Here is a 24,694-nt window from a genome sequence, read left to right on the forward strand (position 1 = left end):
TTCGATCAGGGAGAGCAGCACCGGCGCACCGGCAGCCGGGCTCTAGTGAATGTGGCGCACAGAAGGCGCGCCGGGCACTGCTCTCAGGAGCGGTCCCGGCCCGGCGATAGTCGGGCCCAGTTGTGTAAGAACGACTTCGCTGGCTGCGAATTTGTGGCTCAGTGTAAGCGCGCCGCACCTGTGATATCAGAGGTCCTTCGGTAGGATTGCTGCTAACACCTGATACTTCATCCGGCAGCGCTCTCCAGCGCGAAGGAGACAACAAAACATGGCACGCAAGACGACGTCGACAAAGCCACAGCGCACGCTTGAGCAGACCCTGTGGGACGCAGCGGACAAGCTCCGCGGCAACCAGGAGCCGAGCGAGTACAAGCACGTCGTGCTCGGCCTGGTGTTCCTGAAGTACGTCTCCGACCGCTTCGAGGAGCGCCGCACGCAGCTCAAGGATGAGCTCGCGGCAGAGGGCATCAAGCCCGAGCGCATCGACGGCTTCCTGGAGGACCGCGACGAGTACGCGAGCCAGAACGTCTTCTGGGTGCCTGCCGCGGCGCGCTGGGGCGCGATCCAGGATTCGGCGAAGCAGCCCGAGATCGGCGAGACCATCGACACCGCGATGGACCTCATCGAGAAGGAGAACCCGACGCTCAAGGGCGTGCTGCCGCGCAACTACGGCCGCGACGGCCTCGATAAGAAGCGCCTCGGCGAGCTCGTCGACCTAATCGGCTCGATCGGCTTCACCGCGACCGACGACCACGGCGCAGACGACGTGCTCGGTCGCGTGTACGAGTACTTCCTGGGCCAGTTCGCGGGCAAGGAGACCGGCAAGGACGCCGGCGCGTTCTACACGCCGCGCTCGGTCGTCAAGACGCTGGTAGAGATGCTGGAGCCCTACAAGGGCCGCGTGTATGACCCCGCGGCAGGGTCCGGCGGCATGTTCGCCCAGTCCGCGAAGTTCGTGAAGGCCCACGGCGGCAAGCCCACGGATATCTCCGTGTACGGCCAGGAGTTCACCGACGCGACGTGGAAGCTCGCGAAGATGAACCTCGCGCTGCGCGGCATCGAGGCGGACATGGGCACGCACTCGGCGGACTCGTTCACCGAAGACCTGCACCCCGACCTGCGCGCGGACTTCGTCATCGCGAACCCGCCGTTCAACGTCTCCGACTGGTGGGACGCGAAGCTCGCGGACGACCCCCGCTGGAAGTACGGCACCCCTCCGCAGGGCAACGCGAACTTCGCCTGGGTGCAGCACTTCCTGCACCATCTCGCGCCGCACGGAACTGCCGGCTTTGTGCTGGCCAACGGATCGCTGTCCTCGAAGAGCGGCGGCGAGGGTGAGATCCGCCAGAGGCTCGTCGAGGCGGGCCTTGTGGACTGCATCGTGGCGATGCCCGACAAACTGTTCTTTAACACCGGTATCCCGGTGTCGCTCTGGTTCGTGTCCAAAGGGCGCGACGGCAACGGTCACCGCGCCCGAGCTGGCGAAGTGCTGTTCATCGACGCCCGCAAGCTCGGCGACATGGAGACTCGCCGCCTCCGCGTGCTGTCGGACGAGCACATCGCGAAGATCGCAGACACGTACCATGAGTGGCGTAACCACGACGGAGAGTACGAGGACGTCCCCGGCTTCGCGAAATCCGCAACGATCGACGAGATCGAGAAGCACGACTTCGTGCTCACACCCGGTCGCTATGTCGGTGCTGAAGAGGCCGAGGTAGACGACGAGCCGATCGACGAGAAGATCGAGCGCCTGACGAGCGAGCTCTTTGCTGAGTTTGAGCGTGGGCGCGAGATTGAGGACGAGGTTCGGCGCCGTTTGAGTGGGCTGTCGACGCTATGAGACAGCTGGCTTTTGAACCGATCCAAACCACCTGGGGTGACCTGGTAACTGTCAAGCAGGGTAAGTATGTAGCCAAATCCGATCTAGCTTCTTCGAGATCTGAGGACACCCCAGTTCCGACAGTCGGAGCGAATGGGGTACTCGGTTATGTGCCGAAGGCTTCTTATCAAAGACGAGTCCCTCTGGTGACCTGTCGTGGCTCGAACTGTGGGCTTATTCAGTACCCACTCGAACCGGTATGGGTCAATAACAATGCCATGGCGCTGGATGCGGGAACCGACGAAGAGAACTCATTCATCTACTACTTGGCGTTGAATACGGATTTCAACGACGTGGTTTCTGGATCAGCTCAACCACAGATAACTGCTGGCCCGTTGAAGAGTAAGGCTGTGAGTGTTCCTCCACGTGAATACTGGCGTGGTATCGCGGCGACGCTCGGCGCACTCGACGACAAGATCGAGTCGAACCGGCGGGCCATTGACATTCTGGACAGGATCATGTCAACCAGAGTCGGCAACTACCTCGCGCATGCTGATATTGGCCAATTACGCGCATTGGAGAGTCTCGGCACTCTTGTGACAGGAAAGACTCCAAGCACAAAAGACAAAGGTAATTTTGGGGGCTCAATCCCATTTGTGACTATTTCTGAGCTATCAGCTCACCACATCGTTCAACAGTCAGCACGCACGCTTTCGAACGCTGGCGCGGAGCTTGTGAAAGGTGCTGTGGTTCCAGCTGGATCAATCGCTATATCTTGTATCGCCACCGTCGGGGAGTGCGGGATCATCGGAACCGAGTCTGTGACTAACCAACAGATCAACACGCTAATCCCAAATTTGTCCGTGATCAATACAGGATTTGCTTACTATCTGTTTCGATCCCTGAAACCAGAGCTTCTTGCAGCTGGTGGGGGCGGTTCGGTTTATACAAACGTATCGAAAGGAAGGCTCTCCAAGATCAAGGTTGCGGTTCCATCCTTGAATGAGCAAGAAATGCTCGTTCCTGCAGAATTTATGGCCGAGATGCTGCACCTGCAAGAGGAAAGCCAACAACTTTCTACGTTGCGCGATTCACTCCTTCCCGAGCTCCTCTCCGGGTGCATCCGCGCCGCAGACGTGGAGGTCGCCTAATGACATCCTTCAATGAGAATGTCGTCGAGCAGGCCGCGCTGGAATACTTCGACGAGCTCGACTACACAGTCGTGCACGGCCCCGACCTCGCACCCGGCGAGCCCGCCTCGGAGCGCGAGTCCTACGAGGACGTGATCCTCTGGGGCCGGCTGCGGGAAGCGATGCGCCGGATCAACCCCGGCGCGATCCCTGCGCTGATCACCGAAGCGGTCAAGACGCTGCGGCGCGCCGAGTCGCAGAGCGCGATCGACGAGAACGCTCGCGTGCACAAGCTGATCGTCGAGGGCGTGCCGGTCGAGCATCGCGACGCCGAGGGCACGCTTCGCACGACGCGACTCCAGCTCGTCGACTTCGACGACCCCTCGAACAACGACTGGGTCGCGATCAACCAGTTCACGATCGTGGAGAACGGCAAGAACCGTCGTCCCGATGTGCTCGTGATGCTGAACGGCCTGCCTGTCTCGCTGCTGGAGCTGAAGAACCCCGCGGCGGAGAACGCGACCCTCAAGTCAGCGTGGAACCAGGTGCAGACGTACCGGCATGACATCCCCTCCGTGTTCGTGCCGAACGCTGTGACGGTGATCTCTGACGGCATGTCGGCCGCGATGAGCAGCTACTCCGGCGCGTTCGAGCACTACGCCCCGTGGAAGACCATCGAGGGCCGCGAGGTCGTGACCGACCGCCCCGCGCTTGAGGTGCTCATCAAGGGCGTCTTCGAGCCCGTGCGCTTCCTGGACATCCTGAAGAACTTCGTCGTGTTCAGCGACGAGACCGTGACCGACAAGAGCACCGGTCAGCCGACGCGCACGCTCGTGAAGCGCGTGGCGAAGTACCACCAGTACTGGGCTGTGAATGCCGCCGTGGAGTCGACCGTTGTTGCTTCGCGCCCCGACGGTGACCGTCGTGGCGGAGTGGTCTGGCACACGCAGGGCTCGGGCAAGAGCTTCGAGATGGTGTTCTACGCGGCGAAGATCATGCGGGACCCGCGCATGGCGAACCCGACCTTGGTGTTCATCACCGACCGCAACGATCTCGATGACCAGCTGTTTGGGGAAACGTTCGCACCCGCGCGGATTCTGCCAGAGACGCCTGTGCAGGCAACAACCCGGTCTGACCTACGTGACAAGCTCAGACGAGCCTCTGGTGGCATCGTTTTCACGACGCTGCAGAAGTTCGCCCCTGGCGAGGACGGCGACACGAACCCAGTGCTCACGGACCGCAGGAACGTGATTGTGATCGCTGACGAGGCACACCGCAGCCAGTACGGCTTTGGAGAGACACTCGATAACCAGGGAAGACTGAAGGCAGGCCTCGCAAAGCACATGCGCGATGCGTTGCCCGGTGCCACGTACCTCGGTTTCACAGGGACTCCGATCGAATCAAACGACAAATCTACCCGTGCTGTATTTGGCGACTACATCGACGTGTACGACCTCACACGTGCAGTAGAAGATGGCGCAACCGTGAGAATCTTCTACGAGTCTCGGCTGGCCCGCGTCGAGCTTTCGGACGCTGATCTCGCAGCGCTGGACGAGCTCGCCGACGAGATCACCGAGACTGTGGAGGAAGACACCGCGACGGCTGCGAAGTCGCGCTGGTCGCGGCTGGAGGCGATCGTCGGCTCGGAGTCCCGGCTCGATCGTGTGGCGCAGGACATCGTTGACCACTGGGAGAAGCGCCGCGAGGCGATGCTCGGCAAGGGCATGATCGTCGCCATGAGCCGCCGCATCGCCGTGCGCCTCTACGAGAAGATCGTGGCGCTCAGGCCCGAGTGGCACTCCGACGACCCCGAGAAGGGCAAGATCAAGGTAGTCATGACCGGGTCTGCTGCTGACCCGGCGGAGTTCCAGCCGCACATCCATTCGAAAGACGTTCGCAAGGATCTGAAGCTGCGGGCGAAGAACGCTGATGATCCGCTGGAGCTCGTGATCGTGCGCGACATGTGGCTCACCGGCTTCGATGCGCCGTCGATGCACACGATGTACGTCGACAAGACGATGCAGGGCGCTGGGCTCATGCAGGCTATCGCACGCGTGAACCGCACGTTCCGCGACAAGCCCGGCGGGCTGATCGTCGACTACATCGGGCTGTTCACCAACCTTCAGGAGGCCTTGCAGGAGTACTCACCGTCGGACCGCGACCAGGCGGGCGTGCCGATCGAGGAGATCGTCAGCGCGATGCTGGAGAAGCACGACGTCGTGCGCGGGATCCTGCACGGCGTCGCGTATGACGCATCGCCAGCGCTGTCGTCGTCGCAGCGGCTCGCAGAGTACGCGAAGGTGCTCGACTTCGTGATGGCGGACCCTGACCGCACGAAGCGGTTCAACGACGAGGTGCTCGCGCTGGCGAAGGCATTCGCTCTCGCAGGCGCACGCGATGAAGCTGCGGCGATCCGTGATGATGTGCGGTTGCTCACGGACGTGCGCGCGGCGATCCTGAAGATCCTGAACCCAGACTCCGGCAAGGGCGGCTCCGGCGCGGTGGAGATCAACACCGCTCTCGGGCAGCTGCTCAACGAGGCGGTCGCCGCCGAGGACGTCGTCGACGTGTACAAGCTCGCGGGCGTCGAGACACCTGAGATCTCGATCCTGAGCGACGAGTTCCTGGACTCACTCGCAGGCAAGGAGAAGCCGAACCTGCAGATGGGGCTCCTCCGCAAGATCCTCAACGACCAGATCCGTACGGTGCAGCGCAAGAACATCGTGCAGGGGCGGAAGTTCTCGGAGATGCTTGACGAGGCCGTGAAGCGCTACACGAACAGGTCTCTGTCGACTGCTGAGATTATCGCTGAGCTCGTGAAGCTCGCGAAGCAGGTCCGCGACGACCAGAACCGCTTCGAGCAGCTGGGCCTTCGCGAGGACGAGGTGGCGTTCTACGACGCGGTCATCCAGAACGACGCAGCCGTGCTGGAGCTCGGTGACGAGACACTGAAGGCCATCGCGCGGGATCTCGTGAAGTCTGTGCAGCAGTCGGCGACGATCGATTGGAACCTCAAGGAGTCGGTCCTGGCAGCGATGCGCTCGAAGGTGCGCAGGATTCTGGCCCGCTATGACTATCCGCCGGATGCCGAGGAGCAAGCCGTTGAGCTCGTGCTGAAGCAGGCAGAGGTTTTTGCCGGCGAGGTGTCTAGATAGGTGTGCGCTAATGTCGATCAAGGTTAAGCTGGGCCATTTGACCGGTAATGGTGCTCTGTTCGTGCTTTGCACTGTTCTCTTGTTTGCCTCATCGAGGAGGAATCCATGGGCCGTCGCGCCCTAACCGTATCGGAGCTGACCTTCCATCAGAAGTTCAAGCGGAATCCCGCTAGCTTCGCGCCTGCCGACCTCAATGGTGAAGACTTAGTGGACATCTTCGAGACGTGGGCGAAGAGTTTAAGTGCAGCCGACACGCATGATGAGAAGCGGCAGACTTGGGTGAGCGTTGCGGAGCTGACGCGTTACGCGCCCCGGGTGATCCTGCTCGAATTGCGGGTGGGCGCGTATGGAGAACCAGGGGAAGTTGTCGACACCGATACCGGTAAGCCGGTCGGCGAGATCGAGCACCATCAGGCACCTACCGGGCAGAATCGTGCGATGCTGTTCGTGCCTGCCGAAGGCGAGAGCGCTTACTTCCTCTCCGAAGAGTCGTCACGCGGCTCGGCGGGAGGCCGGATACTACGCCTGTTCAAGTCCCACTTCAGCCAGTACACCAATCAGATCACTATGGAAACCGCTGCCGTCACTGAGGGTGAGGCATGGCGAGAAGCAGCAAAAGTCACAGAGGTCGAGGTGCGCGTCACTGGCAAGAGCGCGGACGTCGCTGATGGTCTGAAGGTCAAGGTGGGTCGGGTGTCTCACATCGCACGGCCGGAACGGCGTGGATTCTTTCCGGGCAAGCTCCTTGGAGAACTGCATCGCAAGAGTGTAGTGGCCGAGGTGGTTTCAGTCGAAGAGCTGCCTGAGGATCACGACGTCTTCGTAACAATGGTGAGAGACGGCCGGACCAAGAAGTTCCAACTCGGCTCGGAGGGGGCACCTGCGATCCGCGAGGTGCTCAACGACTCCAACGAGGATTCTCTCGACGTCGACAAACTGGTGGAGACGTGCGCAGAGAAGGTGCGCGACCTGCTGGCACGGACCGATGGCAAGTGGGACGCAGCCTGGAGCAGGCCACCACAGCAAGGAGTGTGATGAGATGGGCAAAGCTTCTCTGTGGAGCGTGCCCGCCGATCACTTCCGCACGCTCTATAACAACCGCACGGGTCGTCCCGACTGGTGGGCGATCGTCTGGCAAGCGGTCCTTCCTCTGGGTGCGGGCGTGGCCATCTGGTTACTCGGGGCCAAGATGGCCGAGGTCGGTGCTGCTGTGTCGGGCATCTCGATTGTGGCGGCCCTACTCATCGCCATGGCCGTCTTCCTGTTCCAGCTCCGCGTCACTCTGGGCACGGACAAGAGGCTCACTGAGGACGACTACTCACTCGTGGATGAGTGCATGGCAAACACCCTGTGGGCGATTCTCTGGGGGCTAGGGCTGGCGCTTTTCTTGATCGTCTGCGACGCCGGCGCATGGATGTGTGACGATCGAGCAGGGCCCATTCTGGCTGGCGTGGCAGTCGCAGCTGCGGTGCACTTCCTTCTCGTGATCGGCATGTGTCTTAAGCGGCTGCGCAGAGCCTACCAGCGGATAGCAATGCGTCGGAGATGACTGGCGGCTTAACGTCTTGCGTCGGGCTGTTCGCTCACTGAGCTGTCGAAGTTGCCGCTCGTGAACCAGGCGACTCGCGCGTGAGAACCCGAACCTTGAAGGCCCACGATCTGAAAGGGCCGACGAGGGCCTCGTCGACTGTGTCGATGGCGCCCGCGCAATGTCCATCAGGGCCTACCTGCTGGACAGGTGGGGATGGCGCGCTGCCCGTCGGCCAAAAGTGTCCAATAGCCGGTAGTGTTAGACCTTGTTAGACACAAGCGTAAGGAGGTCTTCGGGTGAGTGGACAGAGTAAGGGTCAGGTGATCGGGTACGCGCGGGTCAGTGCGACGGATCAGAACCTCGGACGGCAGATGAAGGCTCTGGACGGCTGCGACCGTGTCTTTGCGGACAAGCTGAGCGGGAAGAACACCGATCGGGTGCAGCTCCAGGAGATGTTGCGCTACGTCCGGGAGGGCGACACCCTGCGGGTGACGTCGCCGGATCGGCTCGCCAGGTCAACACGTGATCTGCTGGCAATGGTCGAGGAGTTGAAGGGTCGCGGCGTCGCGGTGGAGTTTTTGGATAATCCGGCGCTGAACACCGATACGCCGCAGGGTGAGTTCATGCTGACGATCTTGGGAGCCGTCGCGCAGTTGGAGCGCTCAGTGATCCGGGAACGCCAGATGGAAGGCATCGCACTGGCGAAAGTCGATGGCAAGTACGACAAGGGCGTGAGGCTGACTGCGGAGCAGATCGCTGAAGCCCGCAAGAAGGTCGATAGCGGCGTTCCCAAGGCGGCAGTGGCCCGCGAGCTAGGGATTAGCCGCCAGACGCTCTACACGGCCCTCAGCGGGGCTGGAAGGTATGCGGAGGTGGTTTCGTAGTGGGAAGGCTGTCTATCGGGCCCGAGGGGGCGTCCTACGGTCCAGACGAGAGCTACCGCACCTGTTCGGAGTGCGGCGGTGACTGCACGCCGGAGCTAGGTGGGGCTGACGGGTGAGCCTGTCGAGGTCCCAGCAGACGATCGCGTCGAACATGCCAGCCTCGTAGTCAGCGACCATGCGGTCGTAGCCCGGGCGCTTCTTCGTGGCGTCCATGGCGCTGATCGACTGATCGACGTAGGTCTCGACGACGGTCCAGCCCTCGCGCTGGGCGAGGCGTTCGCAGTCCTCGCGCTGACGCTCGATGGCGAGGCCGTCCATCTCAAGGTCGAGGCTGATGCGTAGGTAGATTGCGGTGCGACGCGGCGTCGCGGGGATGTGGTTCTTCACCCTCCCATCTTACTTCTTAGACGTTAGTCCTGTCCTGAACTCGACCACGTCGCCATCGCCCCAAGATGAGAGAACGTCACTCGCGCGATCCGCGAACCGGCGAATCGAGATCCACCCTAGCGACCTAGCAGCGACCTCTGCGAGGGAGGACGGAGATGGCTGAGCATTGACAATCCCGCTATCTAGCAGGAGGGCCTCTCGTCGTCTGTAAGCGGCCCACCACGCAGCGTCAGAATCAACGCCCTCCCCGTTAGGAGCCATCGCATCGTAACCCGGCATTAGACGGGGCTCGAGGTTTACCGCTGATCCATCCAGCAAGGCGTCGACGACGTTCTGCGAATCACCGAGATCTACATCATCATCCCCGTCCGGCTGCATCACAAGGATTGCCAAGTGCAATGAGTCGGAGTAGATCCACGCTGCTTCTTCCAGTAGTTCCGAAACAGTTGGCATTACGCCAGCGGGGATTCCGCTCGTAGAGTCGGCGAAAGTGGTCAGCAGATTCACCTCGGAGGACAACCGAGCTAGGTGCGAACGCGCGGATGCAGTATCGACTTCGCCCGTCGGTGCCGAAATCAGTTCAGACACTCGGGGATTCAGCATAGTCTCGATGGCGTTCGCAGCCGTCAGCACAGAACGGCACTGTTCCCTGAACTCCGCCTTCCGTTCTGCGAAGTAAGCGCGGTGCTCACGCAGCGCCTGTTCAGCCGCGAGCGCCTCAGTCTGCTTGTTCGTTTGCCTTGCAACCCAAATTGCGACAATGACGGCCACCGCTGAGAACAAGGCCGCAACGGCCCCCGCAACGGCGGATATCCAATTAACATCCACTACTTCTTCTTGCCAGAGGCGAGACCGCTGCGGAACTCCACCACATCGCCGTCCTGCATGACGTAATCCTTACCTTCGATGCGTACCTTGCCCTTAGCCTTCGCCTCAGCCATGGATCCGGTGGCGTCCAAATCTTCAAAAGAAACAACCTCAGCCTTGACAAAGCCGCGCTCGAAGTCGGTGTGGATAACACCGGCAGCCTGGGGTGCAGTATCGCCCTTGGAGATGGTCCAGGCGCGGGTTTCCTTAGGGCCGGCGGTCAGGTAGGTCTGCAGACCCAGGGTGGAGAAGCCCACACGAGCCAGCTTGTCCAGACCGGACTCTTCCTGACCGCTCATTTCCAGCATTTCGCGTGCTTCTTCTTCGTCCAGCTCCACCATGTCAGCCTCAAGCTTGGCATCCAGGAACACAGCCTCAGCGGGAGCAACCATGTCGCGCAGAGCCTGCTGCTTCTCTTCAGAAGCCAGCACCCCATCGTCCGCGTTGAAAACAAAGATGAAGGGCTTGGCGGTCAGCAGGTTCAGCTCCTTGAGCAGAGCCATATCGATTTTCGCCTCTTCTGCCTTGGAAATCAGAGTGTCACCCTGCTCCAAGACAGCCTGAGCCTTCTTGTATTCCTCAAGCTGGGTAGCATCGCCCTTCTTGATTTTCACTGCCTTTTCCAGGCGGGGAATGGCGTTTTCCAGGGTCTGCAGGTCAGCCAGCACCAGCTCGGTGTTAATGGTTTCCATGTCAGAAGCGGGGTCAACCTTGCCGTCCACGTGGATGACGTCCGGATCATCAAAAGCACGCACTACCTGGGCGATAGCGTGAGCCTCGCGGATGTTTGCCAGGAACTGGTTGCCCAGACCTTCACCCTCGGATGCACCGCGCACGATGCCCGCGATATCAACGAAGGAAACGGTTGCGGGCAGAATGCGCTCGGAGCCAAAAATCTCTGCCAGACGAGCCAAGCGTTCATCGGGCAGGCTGACGACGCCCACGTTGGGTTCGATGGTAGCGAAGGGGTAGTTGGCTGCCAGAATGTTGTTCTTGGTCAGTGCGTTGAAGAGGGTTGACTTGCCGACGTTGGGCAGACCCACGATGCCAATTGTTAGAGCCACGGAAAAATAAACCTTTGTTTGGGGTGTTCTTAGTGCCCAGTTTACTAGGCATGGCGCTTTGCCTGTCTCTTTAGCAGGACGTGCGCGGGTGAGTTTGCTTGTACTTTAGAGCCCGCGTTGGTTTAACTCGGGTGCAGACCGTGACAAATGTCAGGGGCAGGTCGTGACATTTAGCCTGAGTCAATGCCCTTATCAGGCAGGAAACTTGAGATATGAACACAGCAATTGAAATCCTCAGCGTGAACAAGACCTTTCGCACCCGCACCGCCACGGTGGAGGCAGTCAAAGATGTCAGTTTCTCGGTGCAAACCGGTGAGATTGTTGCCCTGCTGGGCGAGAACGGGGCGGGCAAGAGCACCCTCATCGACATGTTGCTGGGGCTGACCGAGCCCACCAGCGGTACAGTCAAGTTGTGGGGCTCCTCCCCTAGCCAGGCTGTGGCAGACGGCCGGGTAAGCGCCGTCCTGCAAACTGGTGGCCTGCTCACCGACCTCTCAGTCCGCGACCAGGTTGCCATGGTGGCAGCGACCTACCCCGGCAGCCCCGATGTAGATGCCGCACTAGAAGCAGCTGGTATCAGCCACATTGCTCGCAGAAAAATCAGCAAATGCTCCGGCGGCCAGCAGCAGAAGGTCAAGTTCGCCATCGCTCTGCTGGGCAACCCCGATCTGCTCTTCCTCGACGAGCCGACTGCCGGCATGGACGTTAACGCCCGCGAACAATTCTGGGGGTCCATGCGGGCTCAGGCTACGGCTGGCAAAACCATTCTCTTTGCCACCCACTACCTTGAAGAAGCCCAAGAGTTCGCCCAGCGCATCGTGGTGCTGGCAGGCGGGCAGCTCATTATGGACGGCACCCCGCAGTCCATTCGGGATCATGCTGGCACCCGCGCCATCAGCTTCACGCTGGATGCCCCAGCCCTGCATCTCACTCAAGAGCAAGACCGTGACTGGGGAGTCAGCAACTACACGGTCAGCCAAACGACGCACTCCCTGCACTGCCACAACGCCGAGGCTTTCACCCTGCACCTGCTGCAGAACCACAGCGTCACCAATCTGGAAATCATTGCACCCAGCCTTGCTGAAGCCTTCACCCAGCTCACCACCCACACCACCGGAGAAAAGATCTAACCATGCAGAGCCTCAGCTTTCTCTTCTACGACCTCAAGCACTCCCTCTTCAATATTTCCACCCTCTTCTACCTGATCATCATGCCTGCCGGGTTCTACCTGCTCTTTGGGGTGATGCAGGACTACGGTTCAGCCCCCTTCCGAGATGGCAACGCTACCGCCTACGTCATGATCGGCATGGCAGTCTACGGGGCTGTCACCGGTTCGGTATCCTCATCAGGCACGGCGGTTATCGAAATAGAGTCCGGGTGGGGCCGCCAGCTGGCACTGACCCCCATGAGTCGCAGTGCTCTGCTGGCTAGCAAGGTGCTCAACGCTCTCGTCACCACTGCCCTTCCGGTTATCGTCGTCAATATCATCGCGCTGTTTACCACCGCAGAAATTCCGCCCGCCCAGCAGCTGCTCAGCGCCCTAATAGCCATTGCAGCCTCATCTATCTTTGTCTTCTACGGTATAGCGGTGGCACGCCTGGTGAAGTCAGCCCGCGCTGTATCAGTTGCTAGTGGGTTGGTCGTATTCCTCGCCTTCTTTGGCACCACCTTTAGCCCCCTGCCGCTATCACTGATGGACTACGCCCGCTTCACCCCCATGTACGGGGTAACCCAGCTAGCCCGCTACCCCTTTACCGCCGGCGACACTATCACCACCGACGCGGTTCAGCGGATGGTGACCGAACCGTTGCACTATGCACTGATAAATGTGGCGGCCTGGGGCATAATCTTTATCGGAGCCAGCATCCTACTGCGCAAGCGGTCACTCGCCCGCTAGGCCAACAAGTTTGAGGCTCACAGCCAGCAGGAAGTAGATATTATGAGCACACAACCCACCATAGGCCGGCACTTTGACTGGCTGGCCGCCGGGTTCGCCGGAATCTGGCTAGTATTTCTGCTCTTTCCAATCACACAATTGCTGACTAACAATCAACTGAGCAACACAGAAAAAACGCTGGGCCTAGTTGCTGTGGTTATTTTTGCCCTGACCTATTTGGCCTCTTACGGCGCCCCCTGGGTTTTACCGGGCAAGAAAACCTGGCACCGGACGCTGCGATGGAGCCTGCTCCTGCTCATCCCGACTGCGGCGCTCACCTACGCAGTGGGGCCCTGGTGGCTCTATTTCTTCACCTACATTGTTGCCATGTGGGCCTTTCAAACCCCGCCGCGTATCGGGCTCACCGTCGGCACCTTCGTCACCGTCTTATCCACTCTTGTCATGGTGGTGTACTACCCACGCATCTTCCAGCAGGGTGGGTACGGGTTTATTACCGGTGCTTTCTTCGTGCTGGTCATGGCGGCGCTCTCAGCCGGCGGGGATGCTCGCGTCCTGCGCCGTGAGCAGCAGCAGCGTACCGAGCAAGCCGAGCGTATCGCCAGCGATGTGCACGACATCTTGGGCCGCTCATTGACAGTTATTAACCTCAAGGCAGAGTTAGCTTCGGCCCTGGTAGAAGCTGATCCCGCCAGAGCGCAGCGAGAAATGCAGGAAGTTTCAGAACTGTCCCGCACAGCCCTAGCCGAGGTGCGGGCAACCGTCACCCGCCTAAAAATGCCCACCTTCGCCGGTGAGATTCTCGCATCAGCTCGTGCCCTTGGAACGGCCGGAATTAAGGCTCACCTTCCCAGCGAGCAGGAGGCCCAGGTGACCGGTACCAACTCAGTGCTGTTTAGCTGGGCTCTGCGCGAAGGGGTCACCAACGTCATTCGCCACTCAGCGGCAGAAAACTGCTGGGTCAAGGTTGAAGCCGACCGGTTGGAGATCCTAGATGACGGCATTACGCCCCAGAATCATGAGCTGGTCAAGGGCAACGGCTTAACCGGTCTGGAGCAAAGGGTCAAAGATTCTGGTGGTGACCTGCTGCTTGAAACCGGAGGTGGTACCCGCCTGCTTGTTACGATGAACGGAGATACTTCACCTCTAGGAGCCTGACGCGTGAGCCCCATCAAGATTCTGCTAGCCGATGACCAGCAACTGATCCGGGACGCCCTAGGGGCACTGCTTTCCCTGCAGGCAGATATTGAGGTGGCAGGCTCCTGCGGCCGCGGGGACCAAGTGCTAGACCTGGCCCGCCAAACCCAGCCGGACGTCGTCCTGCTCGATATTGATATGCCGGGCATGGACGGTATCAGTGTGGCTCAGCAGCTGAAGGAACAGCATCTACCCTGCCGTAGCCTCATTGTTACCACCTTTGGCAGACCGGGCTACCTGGCAAGGGCACTTGAAGCAGGTGCCAGCGGTTTCGTGGTTAAAGATACCCCGGCGAGCCAGCTGGCAGAAGCCATCCGCAAGATTCATGCGGGGCTACGGGTCGTTGACCCGCAGCTGGCAGCCGAGAGCTTCGCGGTAGGCCCCAGCCCGCTCACCGACCGCGAGAAGCAGGTTCTACAGGCAGCTAAGGACGGCGCGTCAATCGTAACTCTGGCGGCACAACTGCATCTATCCCAAGGCACAGTGCGCAACCATCTTTCCGGTTCCATAGCCAAGCTGAACGCCGAAAACCGCTACGATGCAGCCCATCGGGCTGAAGAAAACGGCTGGTTATAAACAGGTGAAGGCCGAGTCCTAGTGGGACGAGGCGCCACCCAGATTGAGCACCAGCACTCCAGCCACGATCAGCGAGATGCCCAGAACCTTGACCAGGGTAATGGGTTCGCCCAGGAAGGCGGCCCCAACCGCCACAATGGCCGCGGTGCCCAACCCACTCCAGAGAGCATAGGCCACGCCCACCGGGATATTCCGTACCGCTAGCGAAAGCATGAAGAAAGCGACACCGTACATCGCCAGGCAGCCTAGCGTGGCCCAGAGACGGGTAAACCCCTCAGTGAACTTGAGCAGGGAGGTTGCCACAATCTCAGAAGCAATGGCGATCGACAGGAAAATATAGGCCATAGTCACCAGTGTAAGGCTGATGGGTTACATACAGTTGACCAAGTTTAGGGTGCAGCTTCGCTACTCCGAAAGCCACCACAGACGGTGCAGAGTAAAGTTGAGGCATGGCTACATCAACGGTTCTTCTCGCAGTTCTTCTTGCCCTAGTGCTCGGTGCCCTAGCTGGGTTTCTCTGGGGCCGCGCTGCTACAGGCAGCGCGGATGCCCTGAAAGAAAAGAACGCCCAGCTGACCGCTGACCTAGCGGCGTCCTTACAGGCAGAAAAACACCTGAACGCCCGAGTGCAGAGCCTGGAAACCAAGGCTGAGGCTGATGCCGATGTTCTGCTAGCGCTTGCCCCGCTCAAAACCCAGCTTGCCACCATGGAGCGATCGGTGCGCACCATGGAATCAGAGCGCGCCAACCAATACGGCGGGCTGGCACAGGCAATTGCGGAGTCCAACAGAACCCAGGCCCAGCTGCGAGATCTGACCGGAACGCTCTCCACCGCCCTGCGGTCCACCAGTGCCCGGGGTACCTGGGGCGAAGCTCAGCTCAAACGCGTGGTCGAGGCTGCCGGCATGGCACCTCACGTCAGCTACAGTGAGCAAACTACCGCCAGCTTTGAAGACGCCCACGGGGCGGTGCGCGGCGTCCGCCCCGATATGGTGATTAATCTACCCGGGGGCAAGACCGTCATTCTGGATGCTAAAGCACCGCTGGGTGCCTACCTGGACGCTCAAGAGTCTGAAGGCCCTGCCCAGAAGGCTGACCTAGACCGGCACGCCAAAGCGGTACGAGCACACGTGGACGCGCTGGCCTCCAAACAATATTGGGCTGCCTTCGATGCTGCACCTGAGCTAGTGCTCTGTTTCGTTCCTGCCGAGTCTGCCCTGGCTGCGGCGCTAGCCCACGACGGGCAGCTGCTGGATTACGCCGCAACTAAAAATATTGCCCTGGTGGCGCCGGTTTCCTTGTTGGCAGCTCTCAAGGCTATAGCCTTCTCGTGGCGCCAGGAGTCTCTGACCGATAACGCCCGGGAGCTCTTCGTGCTCTCTCAGCAGCTCTATGAGCGGCTGGGCACCGCTGGCACCCATCTGGGGGCTATGGGGCGCTCACTGACCCGCGCCGTGGATTCCTACAATGGTCTGGTCGGCTCTCTGGAAACCCGTGTCTTTGTGACAGCCCGCAAAATTGCGGAGCTTAACAAGGCACCGGTGCAGGACAGCCTCTTCCCCTCCCCCAACGAGTCAGCGGTGAAGCCACTGACCTCCCCAGAGTTTTTGGGTACTGCCTCTGAGTCGGGTACGACAGCAGAAAGTGGGTCTGACTCTGACCTTCCCGTGGCAGAGACCCCGGTGGCTAGCCCCGAGCCTACCCCCAGTGCCCCTGCTCTCGGTACACCTGCCCCTGAGCCCTATGACTCCTGGCTCGATGACTTTCTGACCGCAGCAGAGCCTGAACCGGATGAGGACGCCGACTGGAGCCGATAAAAAAAGTGACCCTTCAACTATTCACGGTTGAAGGGTCACTTTTGATGTTCAGACTTTAGCGGTTGGGCTTTTCGCCTCGCCCGCCCAGGCGCATGGCGGGGGCGCCGGTGTCATTCTTAAGGGCTGAGCGCAGTTCCTTGGGCAGGGAGAAGAGAATGTCTTCCTTAGCGGTTTCAACCGGCTGGACATCCTCGTAACCGTAGTCAGCCAGCAGACGCAGCACGTCCTGCACCAGAACCTCGGGCACCGACGCACCAGAGGTAACGCCCACGGTGGTGACGCCCTCAAACCAGGTTTCATCAACCTCGTTGGCGTAGTCCACCAGGTAGGAGGCCTTAGCACCGTATTCCAGGGCGACTTCCATGAGGCGTACCGAGTTGGACGAGTTGGTTGAGCCAACCACAATCACCAGGTCAGCCTGGGGTGCGATTTCCTTGATAGCACCCTGGCGGTTGGAGGTGGCGTAGCAGATATCATCGCTGGGCGGGTCCTGCAGAGTGGGGAAACGTTCCTTGAGACGGGCAACGGTCTCCAGGGTTTCATCCACGGACAGGGTGGTCTGTGAAATCCAGACAACCTTTTCAGGGTCGCGTACGGTCACCTTGTCCACTTCATCGGGTGAGTTGACGATCTGAACGTGATCGGGGGCCTCACCCGCGGTGCCCTCAACCTCTTCGTGGCCTTCGTGACCGATGAGAAGGATGTCGTAGTCCTGCTTGGCAAAGCGCACGGCCTCACGGTGCACCTTGGAGACCAGCGGGCAGGTGGCATCGATGGTGTTGAGCTGGCGGTCTTCTGACTCGGCGATAACAGCCGGTGAGACGCCGTGGGCTGAGAAGACGGTGACCGATCCTTCGGGGACTTCATCTACCTCGTCCACAAAGATAGCTCCCTGGGCTTCGAGGGTTTCTACCACGTGGCGGTTGTGCACAATTTGCTTGCGCACATAGACCGGGGCACCGTAGTGGTCCAGGGCTTTTTCAACGGCGATGACGGCGCGGTCAACACCGGCGCAGTAGCCGCGGGGGGCTGCCAGCAGTACTTTTTTGGTGTCGGTGGGTGCGGCGGCTTCAATTACTTCGCGGGGCTTGCGCGCACGGGGTACGGTGGGCAGGCCGAGTTCAATGGTCTTCTCTGCTGTGGACATGCTTTCTATCCTACGTGGTCTTAGCGGGTGTGTGCTGTGGTGGCTCTCGCAGTGGCGCGCAGTATCGCTGAGAGAATAGCCAACAGGGTGAGGGCTAGGGTCGCAATGAGGGCGTAGCCGGCCAGGCGGTAATGCAGGTCTTCGTAGGATGCCGTGAGTTTCTCAGCAATACTTTGCAGGAAGAGTACTGCGGTGGGACTGGCGGGCAGGCTAATGCCCGAGGTGAGGGAAAGCCCGCCCCCCACAAGACCTGCCAGCCAGAGCATCGCCGCTGCCGAGAGGGCTGCAAAAGCCAGGTGTGCAAAGCGGTTACCGGGCCAGAGCAGAAAGCTGAGTGCTGCTATCACCGCTGCTGCTGCGAGCAGGAGCTGCCAAGAATCAGAAAACCTAATGAGGGTGTTGATAGCACTATTGATGGGGTAGCTCCCCTGCCCGTTATCTAGTGGAACGGTGCGTCCGGGAAGGGTGCTGGTATCGATGGTGAACCCCAGCGAATTGTTCACTGAATCACCGGCCTGATCGTAAATTGCTGAAAGGTCCAGCACCGCTGGGCGGCTTTCACCTGAGAAGTTATAGGAGTGAGTGTCATTGATGACCTCTAGCCAGAGGGTTTGAAAGTTCTCTGAGGTGATGGCCCCGGTGGTTGCATCGCTGACAATGGTGTGGGTGCGATCGTAGAGCCAGTTCTGCACGTCCCCGTACCAAGCGGTGCTGTTGCCGTCGCCCAGATAGGTGGCGATGGCGTCGGAACTCATAACATCGTCGGTCACCGAGCTACTCAGCGATTGCTGAAAATCGGGGTCAGTTGCCAGGGAGCTGGTCAGTTCAGTGAAGTTTTGGGTTTCTACCAGGGTGGTGTCAGCCCAGTAAGCCAGAGCTGAGGTAAGCCCCACCAGTAGTGCCAGGGGCATGAGCAGAATGCAGATAAAGCGGCGGGTCAGGCTCAGTACCGGCTTACGGGCAGGCAGAGCACGGTAGGACGCCGGGGCGGGGCGTCGTTGCGCAGGCTGGTAGCCGGGATCCCGGTAGCTGCCCCCGGGCGCAGGTTGATTGTGCTGATAAGGGCTAACAGGCTGCGACTGGTAGGGCTGCGCAGGGTAGAGTGCTGCCTGCTGCGCCTCTTGCTGCTCCAGGTAGCGCCTGTTATCGGCAGCGACCTGGGGGTTAGTCCAGCTCCCGTCCCCGTAATCTGGGAGTTTCTGCGTGGGGTCTGCGCCCCGGTTCTCTGTGCCCATGCTGAGCATACTAGCGTCTTCAGCTGGGTTTTGCCTTAGGGTGCCGACGTGAACTTACCGGCACTTTTTACCACGGCAGGCTCTAGGGGCACCTAAAATGTCAGCCAGGGGTGCTAGAAATAGAAGCATGAACGAATTTGCTGAACCCACTCTGGCGCAGCTTCAGGCTTTGCAGGAGCAGCCCCAGCAACCGAGACAGTTGGCCCCCACGGCTGGGCAGACCAGCCCTGAAAACCCCTGGCCGCTGCATCTGCTGTCCAACAAAATGCACGACTATATCGCCCGCTGTGTACCCACCTGGGTGGAGGGGCAGGTCATCGAGCTTAACAACCGCGGGCGGGTTTCTTATGTGACCCTGCGCGATGTTGATCAGGAAGTTTCTGTCTCGGTCACCGTGTGGGGTTCTGAGATGGCTAAGGTAGCCGGTCAGATTGATCGCGGCTCCCGAGTGGTGCTACAGCTCAAGCCCAACTACTGGGTGAAAACCGGGCGACTGTCGATGCAGGGTTCCAACATCAAGCCGGTAGGTGTTGGGTCTATGCTGGAGCGCATCGAGCAGTTGCGTGCCAAGCTTCAGTCTGAGGGGCTCTTCGATGCCCGCCGCAAAAAGCAGCTGCCCCTGCTCCCCCACCGTATCGGTTTGATTACCGGTAGAGATTCGGACGCTCTCAAGGACGTTGTGCGCAACACCAGTTTGCGCTGGCCCGCCGTCCAGTTTGAGATTCGTGAGGTCGCGGTTCAGGGTGTCAATGCGGTCTCGCAGGTCACCGCTGCCTTAGCTGAGCTGGATGCCCACCCTGAGGTCGATGTCATTGTGATTGCTCGCGGCGGTGGTTCTTTTGAAGATCTTCTGCCCTTCTCGGAAGAGGTAATGGTGCGGGCTGTAGCTGCTGCACAGACCCCGGTGGTCTCAGCGATCGGGCACGAGGCTGACTCACCACTTATGGACCATGTGGCTGACCTGCGTGCATCCACCCCAACGGATGCCGGCAAGCGCATCGTGCCCGATGTTGCTGAGGAGCGCCTCATGTTCACCCAAATCCGTGCCCAGTTAGAGCGGTCAGTCACCCAGTGGGTGGAACGCGAGCGCTTTGGGTTAGCCCAGCTCCGCAGCCGCCCGGTACTGGCTGACCCTGCCTCTGCTCTGCTGGCAAGGGCTGAAGATCTAGAGAGGCTGCGTACCCGTGCCCGGGCTGCGGTGAGCCAGCGGGTGGTGCGTTCTCGCGACGAGGTAGCCCAGCTGCGTGCTCGCGTCACGGCTCTTTCACCCCAGCAGACCCTTGAGCGCGGTTACGTGCTCATGCAAACCGAAGCCGGGCAATTAGTGCGGGACGCTACTCTGCTTTCCCCCGGCGATACCGTGAATGTGCGCGCGGCAACCGGCTCTTTGGATGCAACCGTCACCCACATTCACCCCACCAACCACTAACATTTCCCAGAACGAGAGAAGAAGATTATGAGCAAAGATATCGAATTCACCACCACCCTCAACGCCACCCCCGTTGACCAGCTGACCTACGAGCAGGCACGCGAAGAACTGTTACAGACGGTGAGTCGCATGGAATCTGGTGCCACCAACCTGGAAGAGAGCATCGCCCTGTGGGAGCGTGGGGAACAGCTAGCCCAACGGTGCGAGGCTTGGCTGGATGGTGCCCAGGCGAAGCTGGATGCCGCCCGCAAGGACGCCACCCAGTAGCTACGTTTGGTTGGGGTGTGGCGCCAGTTGACGGGGGGGTGGGTAGCAGGCGTACTCGTAGCCGGCTGGTCGGGGCTGGCGTTAATCGAGGCGAGCGCCCCGCGCGAGCCTCGAGAGGGTCAGCTGGCTACGAGTACGTCTGTTGCCGCCTCCCCCTCTGTCGCGCTTCCCTTACTGCTGCTTGTAGTCGCTGAGGAAGTTGCCCAGGCGTTCCAGGGCGTCCTTGAGGGTGCGGGTGTCGGGTAGGAAGACCAGGCGGAAGTGGTCGGGTTTGTCCCAGTTAAAGGCGGTGCCGTGCGAGAGCAGGATTTTCTGTTCGCGTAGCAGATCGAGCATGAATTTCTCATCACTGGTGATGTTGAACTTGTCGGTGTCGATCTTGGGAAAGAGGTAGAGGGCGCCTTCTGCCTGGTTGACGGTGATGCCGTCCATGTCGTTGAGCATCTTGTAGGAGAGGTCGCGCTGCTCTTTGAGGCGGCCGCCGGGCAGGATGAGGTCATTGATGGACTGGTAGCCACCGAGCGCTGTTTGCACGGCGTGTTGGGCGGGCACGTTGGCACAGAGGCGCATGTTGGCGAGGAGGTTGATGCCTTCGATATAGGGGGCGGCGGCCAGTTTGGGGCCGGAGATGGCGACCCAGCCTGCTCGGTAGCCTGCTACACGGTAGGCCTTGGAGAGCCCGGAGAAGGTGAGGCAGAGGACGTCGTCACCTGCGAGTGATGAAATGTGCACCATTTCAGCGCCATCGTAGGTGATTTTTTCGTAGATTTCATCGGCGAAGATGACCAGCTGGTGTTCCTTTGCCAGGTCTACGATTTGTTGCAGGATTTCGCGGGAGTAGACGGCGCCGGTGGGGTTGTTGGGGTTGATGACAACGATGCCGCGGGTCTTGGGGGTGATTTTGGACTTGATGTCTTCGATGTCCGGGTACCAGTTGTTCTCTTCATCGCAGTGGTAGTGCACGGGGGTGCCGCCTGCCAGCTGGGTTGAAGCGGTCCATAGGGGGTAGTCCGGTGAGGGCACGAGGATTTCGTCGCCGTGGTCGAGCATGGCTTGCAGAGTCATGGGGATGAGTTCTGAGACGCCGTTGCCCAGGTAGACATCATCGGTGGTGATGTTCATGATGCCTTCGTTCTGGTAGTACTGAACGATGGCGGTGCGTGCTGAGTAGAGCCCGCGGGAGTCTGAGTAGCCCTGGGTTTCGGGCAGGTGCTCGATGATGTCCATCATGATGGTTTCGGGAGCTTCAAAGCCAAAGGGGGCTGGGTTGCCGATATTGAGTTTGAGGATGCGGTGGCCGCGCGCTTCCATGCGCTGGGCCTCTTCGAGGATGGGACCGCGAATATCGTACAGAACGTTTGCCAGTTTTTTTGATTGCTTGAACTCCATACGCCCCAGATTACTCCTTTACGCTCTCGAGCCAGAAATTCGCGGCGTCTGTTTCTGAAATGGGGTTTTCACCGGTGGTGAGAGTTTCGAGGCGTTCTAGTGAGGGGGTATCGAGTTGGGAGGAGACACCGTTGATGATGTTTTGGGCGTCTTCGGGTATTTCCCCAGCTCGGGTGAGGGGGATGATGTTTTGAGCAAGTTGGGTGCCCTGGGGGTCATCGAGCAGGGTGAGATTGTTGCGCTTAATGTCTGAGCTGGTGCTGTAGAGGTAGGCGACCTGAGCTTGGGCAGTGATGAGTTGCCAGGTGCGTGAGCTCCTATCATCGTTTTCTATGGTTTTACCGGGTGTGCAGCCGTAGTAGGTGTCCAAGGACGCGGCACCGGCGGGGTTAGTGGTGAAGGTGGGGGCCACGGTAAAGGCTAGCTCCTTGCAGTGCTCTCCTAGATCCTCCATATTTCTGATGCCGTATTTTTGGGCGGTCGCTGAGGTAATGGCGTACCCGTAGCGGTTGGTGGCAGCTGATGAATCGAGCGTCTTAACCGTTTCGGGCAATGATTTTTGCACGTAGCTGATGATGTCACTGCTGCTAAGCCCGCGGACGTTGAGGGGTGGCGCGGTGGGGCTAGGTGAGGCGGAGGGGGTGGGGCCAGCCGGAGTGTCTGTTGGTTGGGGGCTGGCGCTAGTCGGTAATTCGCTGGGGGTGATGCGGGCGTTTTGTCTGTTCTCTTCGAGTTCGGTGGGGCTGATTTTGCCGTCATCAGTGAGGTGGAGCAGCAGGTCACCGGAGAGATCAGGGGTAAGGTGAATGCGGCCCTCTGCTGGTTCGGTGGCGCTGGGGTCGGCGGTAGCAAGTGAGTCGGTATCAATTCCCATGGACTCGAAGAGCTCTTCGCGGGTCGCACCTGTTTCTGTTACTTCGACACTGTAGCCAGCCCGTTCAAGGGCAGCAGCGTAGAGGTGGGCGGCGTGGCGGGTTTCTGGGGTGATACCGGTTCCGATGCGGATGGTGGCGCTGGTGGCGCTGGTGGGGGTCGCGGTATGTTCAGCACTTTGTTCGGAAGGGCCAGAGACGCAACTCGTTAGTGCGAGGCAGGTGAGCGCCAGCGTCGCTGCTAGAGATGTGCGGCGGGGAGCGGTGAAAAAAGCGGTTGTCATGGGTGGCCTTCTCTTCTCTAGGTCTCTACGGCTGGTGGGTTGAACGGTAGTGGGCTGCCATCGATTCCAGGGTGTCGAAGCCCAGCATCTTTGCGGCTTCTTCTACGGCGCTGTAGCAGAAGTGCTGATCAAGTTCAGCGAGCGGCACCCAGGCAGCTAGGTCGGTGGATCCGTCCACCTCGTAGGTTAACTCGCCCCCTGTGACCTCAGCTCGGTAAACGGTGCGCAGGGCACAGAAAGGGCGGGTTGAGCCGTTTTCCGGCTCGAAGTAACCGGCGTGCACTCCCAGTAGTTGCTTCAGTTCAATGGTGTAGCCAGTTTCTTCAAAAACCTCGCGTACGGCTGTGTCTGAGGGTTGTTCGCCAGGATCCATGCCGCCACCGGGTAGCGTCCAGCCCGGTTTCATACCGGGAATGTGAGGAACCCACCGGGACAGTAGGAGGCATCCGTCGCGGATCACCACGGCGTAGGCTGCAGGTCTAGTATCCATGACAAGTGGCATAGGGCGGGCTCCTTTCCTTCTCATCCAGTGTAGCTTCCGGGGCTTTTCTCTTTTGCCGATCTTTTCAGTTTCAGGCACTAAGCTCGTGAGTCATGAGTATTTCACTGATTTCCTTGGTTACCCTTTCCTTGAGTGAGGGCGCCCAGAGCGCAAGTGATTTTCTGTTGCGTCTAGCCAGCTTTGATTTCTGGTTGGGTGCTCCTTTGCGCATCATCATGATTGTGTTGATTGGGCTGATTTTGCATGCCATGGTGCGGCTGGTCATCCGTAAGGTCACCAGTTCGATTACCCGGGGCACACAGTCACGGGTGGTAGAGGCCTCCCCCAAAAAGAGGCGGGGCAGCAGGTGGAAGACCGACACCGCGCTGTCTAGTGCCCGCCAGTCCCAGCGCGCACAGACCGTTGGGTCCGTGCTGAGGTCAGTGGCTTCTATCATGATTTGGACGGTTATGATTGTCATGATTATCGCCGAACTGGGCTTCAACATTGCCCCGGTGATTGCCTCAGCGGGCGTAGTGGGCGTGGCCCTGTCGTTTGGTGCTCAGTCTTTGGTCAAGGATTTCTTGTCCGGCATCTTCATTGTCGCTGAGGATCAGCTGGGTATCGGGGACTGGGTGGACTTGGGCGAAGCCTCTGGTGAGGTAGAGGCCGTGGGTCTGCGGACCACCCAGGTGCGCGACTTGGAAGGCACCCTCTGGCATGTGCGCAACGGTGAGATTCTGAGGGTGGGTAACTCGTCCCAGGGCTGGGCACGCACCGTGGTGGACTTACCCATCCCCTATGACGCTGATATTGACGAGATGGCAGATTTCCTGGTGGACGCTACCTCTGAGGCCCTGCAGAAGCCCGGTATTAAGGGCAATGTGACCGGTAAGCCCGAGTACCTGGGCGTGCAGACCATTACCGGCGAATCGGTGACGCTGCGCCTGCTGGTCAAGACTGCTCCTGCTGCCCAGTTCTCGGTGGGGCGCAAGCTGCGTGAGGAGCTTAAGAAGGCGATGGACGCCCGCGGCATCCGTATGCCGCACACCAACCAGTCCGTGATTCTGACCGAAGAACAGTCAGCACCTCCCAAGAAAACTATTCCCGCAGACAGTCAACAGTAGTTGAGTTGCTGACTGGTTCCGGGCTCCCGTGCGGGCTTGGAAATGGCTCAAAAGTCGTAGCTTGAGCGGAGCACCTTCGACCCCGACTGCGAGTTTTCCGAAGCGAAGCGAGGAACTGTTTGAGCTTGAGGGGTCTGGAGGT

23 protein-coding genes are annotated in these 24,694 nt (G+C 60.0%); 14 read left to right on the top strand and 9 right to left on the bottom strand.

Features of this window, described 5'->3' with window-relative positions; translation table 11 throughout:
* Positions 1–268: 268 nt before the first annotated feature.
* The 6 genes from L6990_RS00840 (at position 269) to L6990_RS00865 (ending at position 8,519) form a co-directional block, all read left to right on the top strand.
* Complete coding sequence (locus L6990_RS00840; protein WP_237202182.1) at positions 269–1,840, top strand: type I restriction-modification system subunit M; 1,572 nt, start codon at positions 269–271, stop codon at positions 1,838–1,840.
* Entirely contained in the window at positions 1,837–2,970 is a 1,134-nt protein-coding gene (locus L6990_RS00845; RefSeq protein ID WP_237202183.1) for a restriction endonuclease subunit S, read from the top strand. Before L6990_RS00840 ends, L6990_RS00845 begins: the two co-directional genes overlap by 4 nt.
* Positions 2,970–6,104: a type I restriction endonuclease subunit R gene (locus L6990_RS00850; RefSeq protein ID WP_237202184.1), complete on the top strand. Its 3,135-nt coding sequence runs from the start codon at positions 2,970–2,972 to the stop codon at positions 6,102–6,104. The genes L6990_RS00845 and L6990_RS00850 overlap by 1 nt, the downstream gene beginning before the upstream one ends.
* 105 nt (positions 6,105–6,209) lie before the next feature.
* A complete protein-coding gene (locus tag L6990_RS00855) occupies positions 6,210–7,139 on the top strand; it encodes a hypothetical protein (RefSeq protein ID WP_237202185.1) in 930 nt (309 codons plus the stop codon).
* Between the two features lie 175 nt (positions 7,140–7,314).
* Positions 7,315–7,653, top strand: coding sequence for a hypothetical protein (locus L6990_RS00860; protein WP_237202186.1), 339 nt, complete (start codon positions 7,315–7,317; stop codon positions 7,651–7,653).
* Between the two features lie 278 nt (positions 7,654–7,931).
* Positions 7,932–8,519: a recombinase family protein gene (locus L6990_RS00865; protein WP_440480467.1), complete on the top strand. Its 588-nt coding sequence runs from the start codon at positions 7,932–7,934 to the stop codon at positions 8,517–8,519.
* A 12-nt stretch (positions 8,520–8,531) separates the two neighbouring features.
* Here the strand turns inward: L6990_RS00865 and L6990_RS00875 are convergent, their stop codons facing one another.
* From L6990_RS00875 to ychF, 3 genes are read right to left on the bottom strand one after another with little or no spacing between them, the layout of a single operon-like run.
* Positions 8,532–8,906 (bottom strand): recombinase family protein, encoded by a 375-nt coding sequence (locus L6990_RS00875; protein ID WP_237202187.1) that lies wholly within the window; start codon positions 8,904–8,906, stop codon positions 8,532–8,534.
* A 9-nt stretch (positions 8,907–8,915) separates the two neighbouring features.
* Positions 8,916–9,734, bottom strand: a complete 819-nt coding sequence (locus tag L6990_RS00880; RefSeq protein WP_237202188.1) for a hypothetical protein — start codon at positions 9,732–9,734, stop codon at positions 8,916–8,918.
* On the bottom strand, positions 9,734–10,837 hold the full coding sequence (gene ychF, locus L6990_RS00885; RefSeq protein ID WP_237202189.1) for a redox-regulated ATPase YchF: 1,104 nt from the start codon (positions 10,835–10,837) through the stop codon (positions 9,734–9,736). The genes L6990_RS00880 and ychF overlap by 1 nt, the downstream gene beginning before the upstream one ends.
* 212 nt (positions 10,838–11,049) lie before the next feature.
* On the opposite strand from ychF, the gene L6990_RS00890 reads away from it, so the two are divergent.
* From L6990_RS00890 to L6990_RS00905, 4 genes are read left to right on the top strand one after another with little or no spacing between them, the layout of a single operon-like run.
* Complete coding sequence (locus L6990_RS00890) at positions 11,050–11,967, top strand: ABC transporter ATP-binding protein (protein WP_237202190.1); 918 nt, start codon at positions 11,050–11,052, stop codon at positions 11,965–11,967.
* A 2-nt stretch (positions 11,968–11,969) separates the two neighbouring features.
* Positions 11,970–12,734 (top strand): ABC transporter permease, encoded by a 765-nt coding sequence (locus L6990_RS00895; protein ID WP_237202191.1) that lies wholly within the window; start codon positions 11,970–11,972, stop codon positions 12,732–12,734.
* A 42-nt stretch (positions 12,735–12,776) separates the two neighbouring features.
* Positions 12,777–13,889 (top strand): sensor histidine kinase, encoded by a 1,113-nt coding sequence (locus L6990_RS00900; RefSeq protein WP_237202192.1) that lies wholly within the window; start codon positions 12,777–12,779, stop codon positions 13,887–13,889.
* A gap of 3 nt (positions 13,890–13,892) precedes the next feature.
* On the top strand, positions 13,893–14,504 hold the full coding sequence (locus L6990_RS00905) for a response regulator transcription factor (RefSeq protein ID WP_237202193.1): 612 nt from the start codon (positions 13,893–13,895) through the stop codon (positions 14,502–14,504).
* An 18-nt stretch (positions 14,505–14,522) separates the two neighbouring features.
* Here the strand turns inward: L6990_RS00905 and L6990_RS00910 are convergent, their stop codons facing one another.
* Positions 14,523–14,849: a DMT family transporter gene (locus tag L6990_RS00910; protein WP_237202194.1), complete on the bottom strand. Its 327-nt coding sequence runs from the start codon at positions 14,847–14,849 to the stop codon at positions 14,523–14,525.
* 104 nt (positions 14,850–14,953) lie between these two features.
* Here L6990_RS00910 and L6990_RS00915 point away from each other — a divergent pair, with 104 nt between their 5' ends.
* Positions 14,954–16,321 (top strand): DNA recombination protein RmuC, encoded by a 1,368-nt coding sequence (locus L6990_RS00915; RefSeq protein WP_237202195.1) that lies wholly within the window; start codon positions 14,954–14,956, stop codon positions 16,319–16,321.
* A 55-nt stretch (positions 16,322–16,376) separates the two neighbouring features.
* On the opposite strand, the gene L6990_RS00920 is transcribed toward L6990_RS00915, so the two are convergent.
* Together L6990_RS00920 and L6990_RS00925 are read right to left on the bottom strand one after the other, a co-directional pair.
* Entirely contained in the window at positions 16,377–17,468 is a 1,092-nt protein-coding gene (locus tag L6990_RS00920) for a 4-hydroxy-3-methylbut-2-enyl diphosphate reductase (protein ID WP_237202196.1), read from the bottom strand.
* Positions 17,469–17,488: 20 nt separating this feature from the next.
* Positions 17,489–18,703: a hypothetical protein gene (locus L6990_RS00925; RefSeq protein WP_237202197.1), complete on the bottom strand. Its 1,215-nt coding sequence runs from the start codon at positions 18,701–18,703 to the stop codon at positions 17,489–17,491.
* Positions 18,704–18,830: 127 nt separating this feature from the next.
* Between L6990_RS00925 and xseA the strand changes: the two genes are divergently transcribed.
* Positions 18,831–20,132 carry an exodeoxyribonuclease VII large subunit gene (xseA, locus tag L6990_RS00930; RefSeq protein ID WP_237202198.1) on the top strand — a complete coding sequence of 434 codons (1,302 nt, stop codon included), beginning with the start codon at positions 18,831–18,833 and terminating at the stop codon, positions 20,130–20,132.
* Positions 20,133–20,159: 27 nt separating this feature from the next.
* Positions 20,160–20,399, top strand: coding sequence for an exodeoxyribonuclease VII small subunit (locus tag L6990_RS00935; protein ID WP_237202199.1), 240 nt, complete (start codon positions 20,160–20,162; stop codon positions 20,397–20,399).
* Positions 20,400–20,570: 171 nt separating this feature from the next.
* Here the strand turns inward: L6990_RS00935 and L6990_RS00940 are convergent, their stop codons facing one another.
* Genes L6990_RS00940 through L6990_RS00950 form a run of 3 tightly spaced genes read right to left on the bottom strand, consistent with a single transcriptional unit; the run spans position 20,571 to position 23,446 of the window.
* Positions 20,571–21,788, bottom strand: a complete 1,218-nt coding sequence (locus L6990_RS00940; RefSeq protein WP_237202200.1) for a pyridoxal phosphate-dependent aminotransferase — start codon at positions 21,786–21,788, stop codon at positions 20,571–20,573.
* Positions 21,789–21,798: 10 nt separating this feature from the next.
* Positions 21,799–22,944, bottom strand: a complete 1,146-nt coding sequence (locus tag L6990_RS00945; RefSeq protein WP_237202201.1) for a glycine betaine ABC transporter substrate-binding protein — start codon at positions 22,942–22,944, stop codon at positions 21,799–21,801.
* 25 nt (positions 22,945–22,969) lie between these two features.
* Positions 22,970–23,446: an NUDIX hydrolase gene (locus L6990_RS00950; protein WP_237202202.1), complete on the bottom strand. Its 477-nt coding sequence runs from the start codon at positions 23,444–23,446 to the stop codon at positions 22,970–22,972.
* 92 nt (positions 23,447–23,538) lie between these two features.
* On the opposite strand from L6990_RS00950, the gene L6990_RS00955 reads away from it, so the two are divergent.
* A complete protein-coding gene (locus tag L6990_RS00955; RefSeq protein ID WP_237202203.1) occupies positions 23,539–24,552 on the top strand; it encodes a mechanosensitive ion channel family protein in 1,014 nt (337 codons plus the stop codon).
* Positions 24,553–24,694 lie beyond the last annotated feature (142 nt).

The organism is Rothia endophytica (assembly GCF_928381505.1).
Taxonomy (GTDB): Bacteria; Actinomycetota; Actinomycetes; order Actinomycetales; family Micrococcaceae; genus Rothia; species Rothia endophytica_A.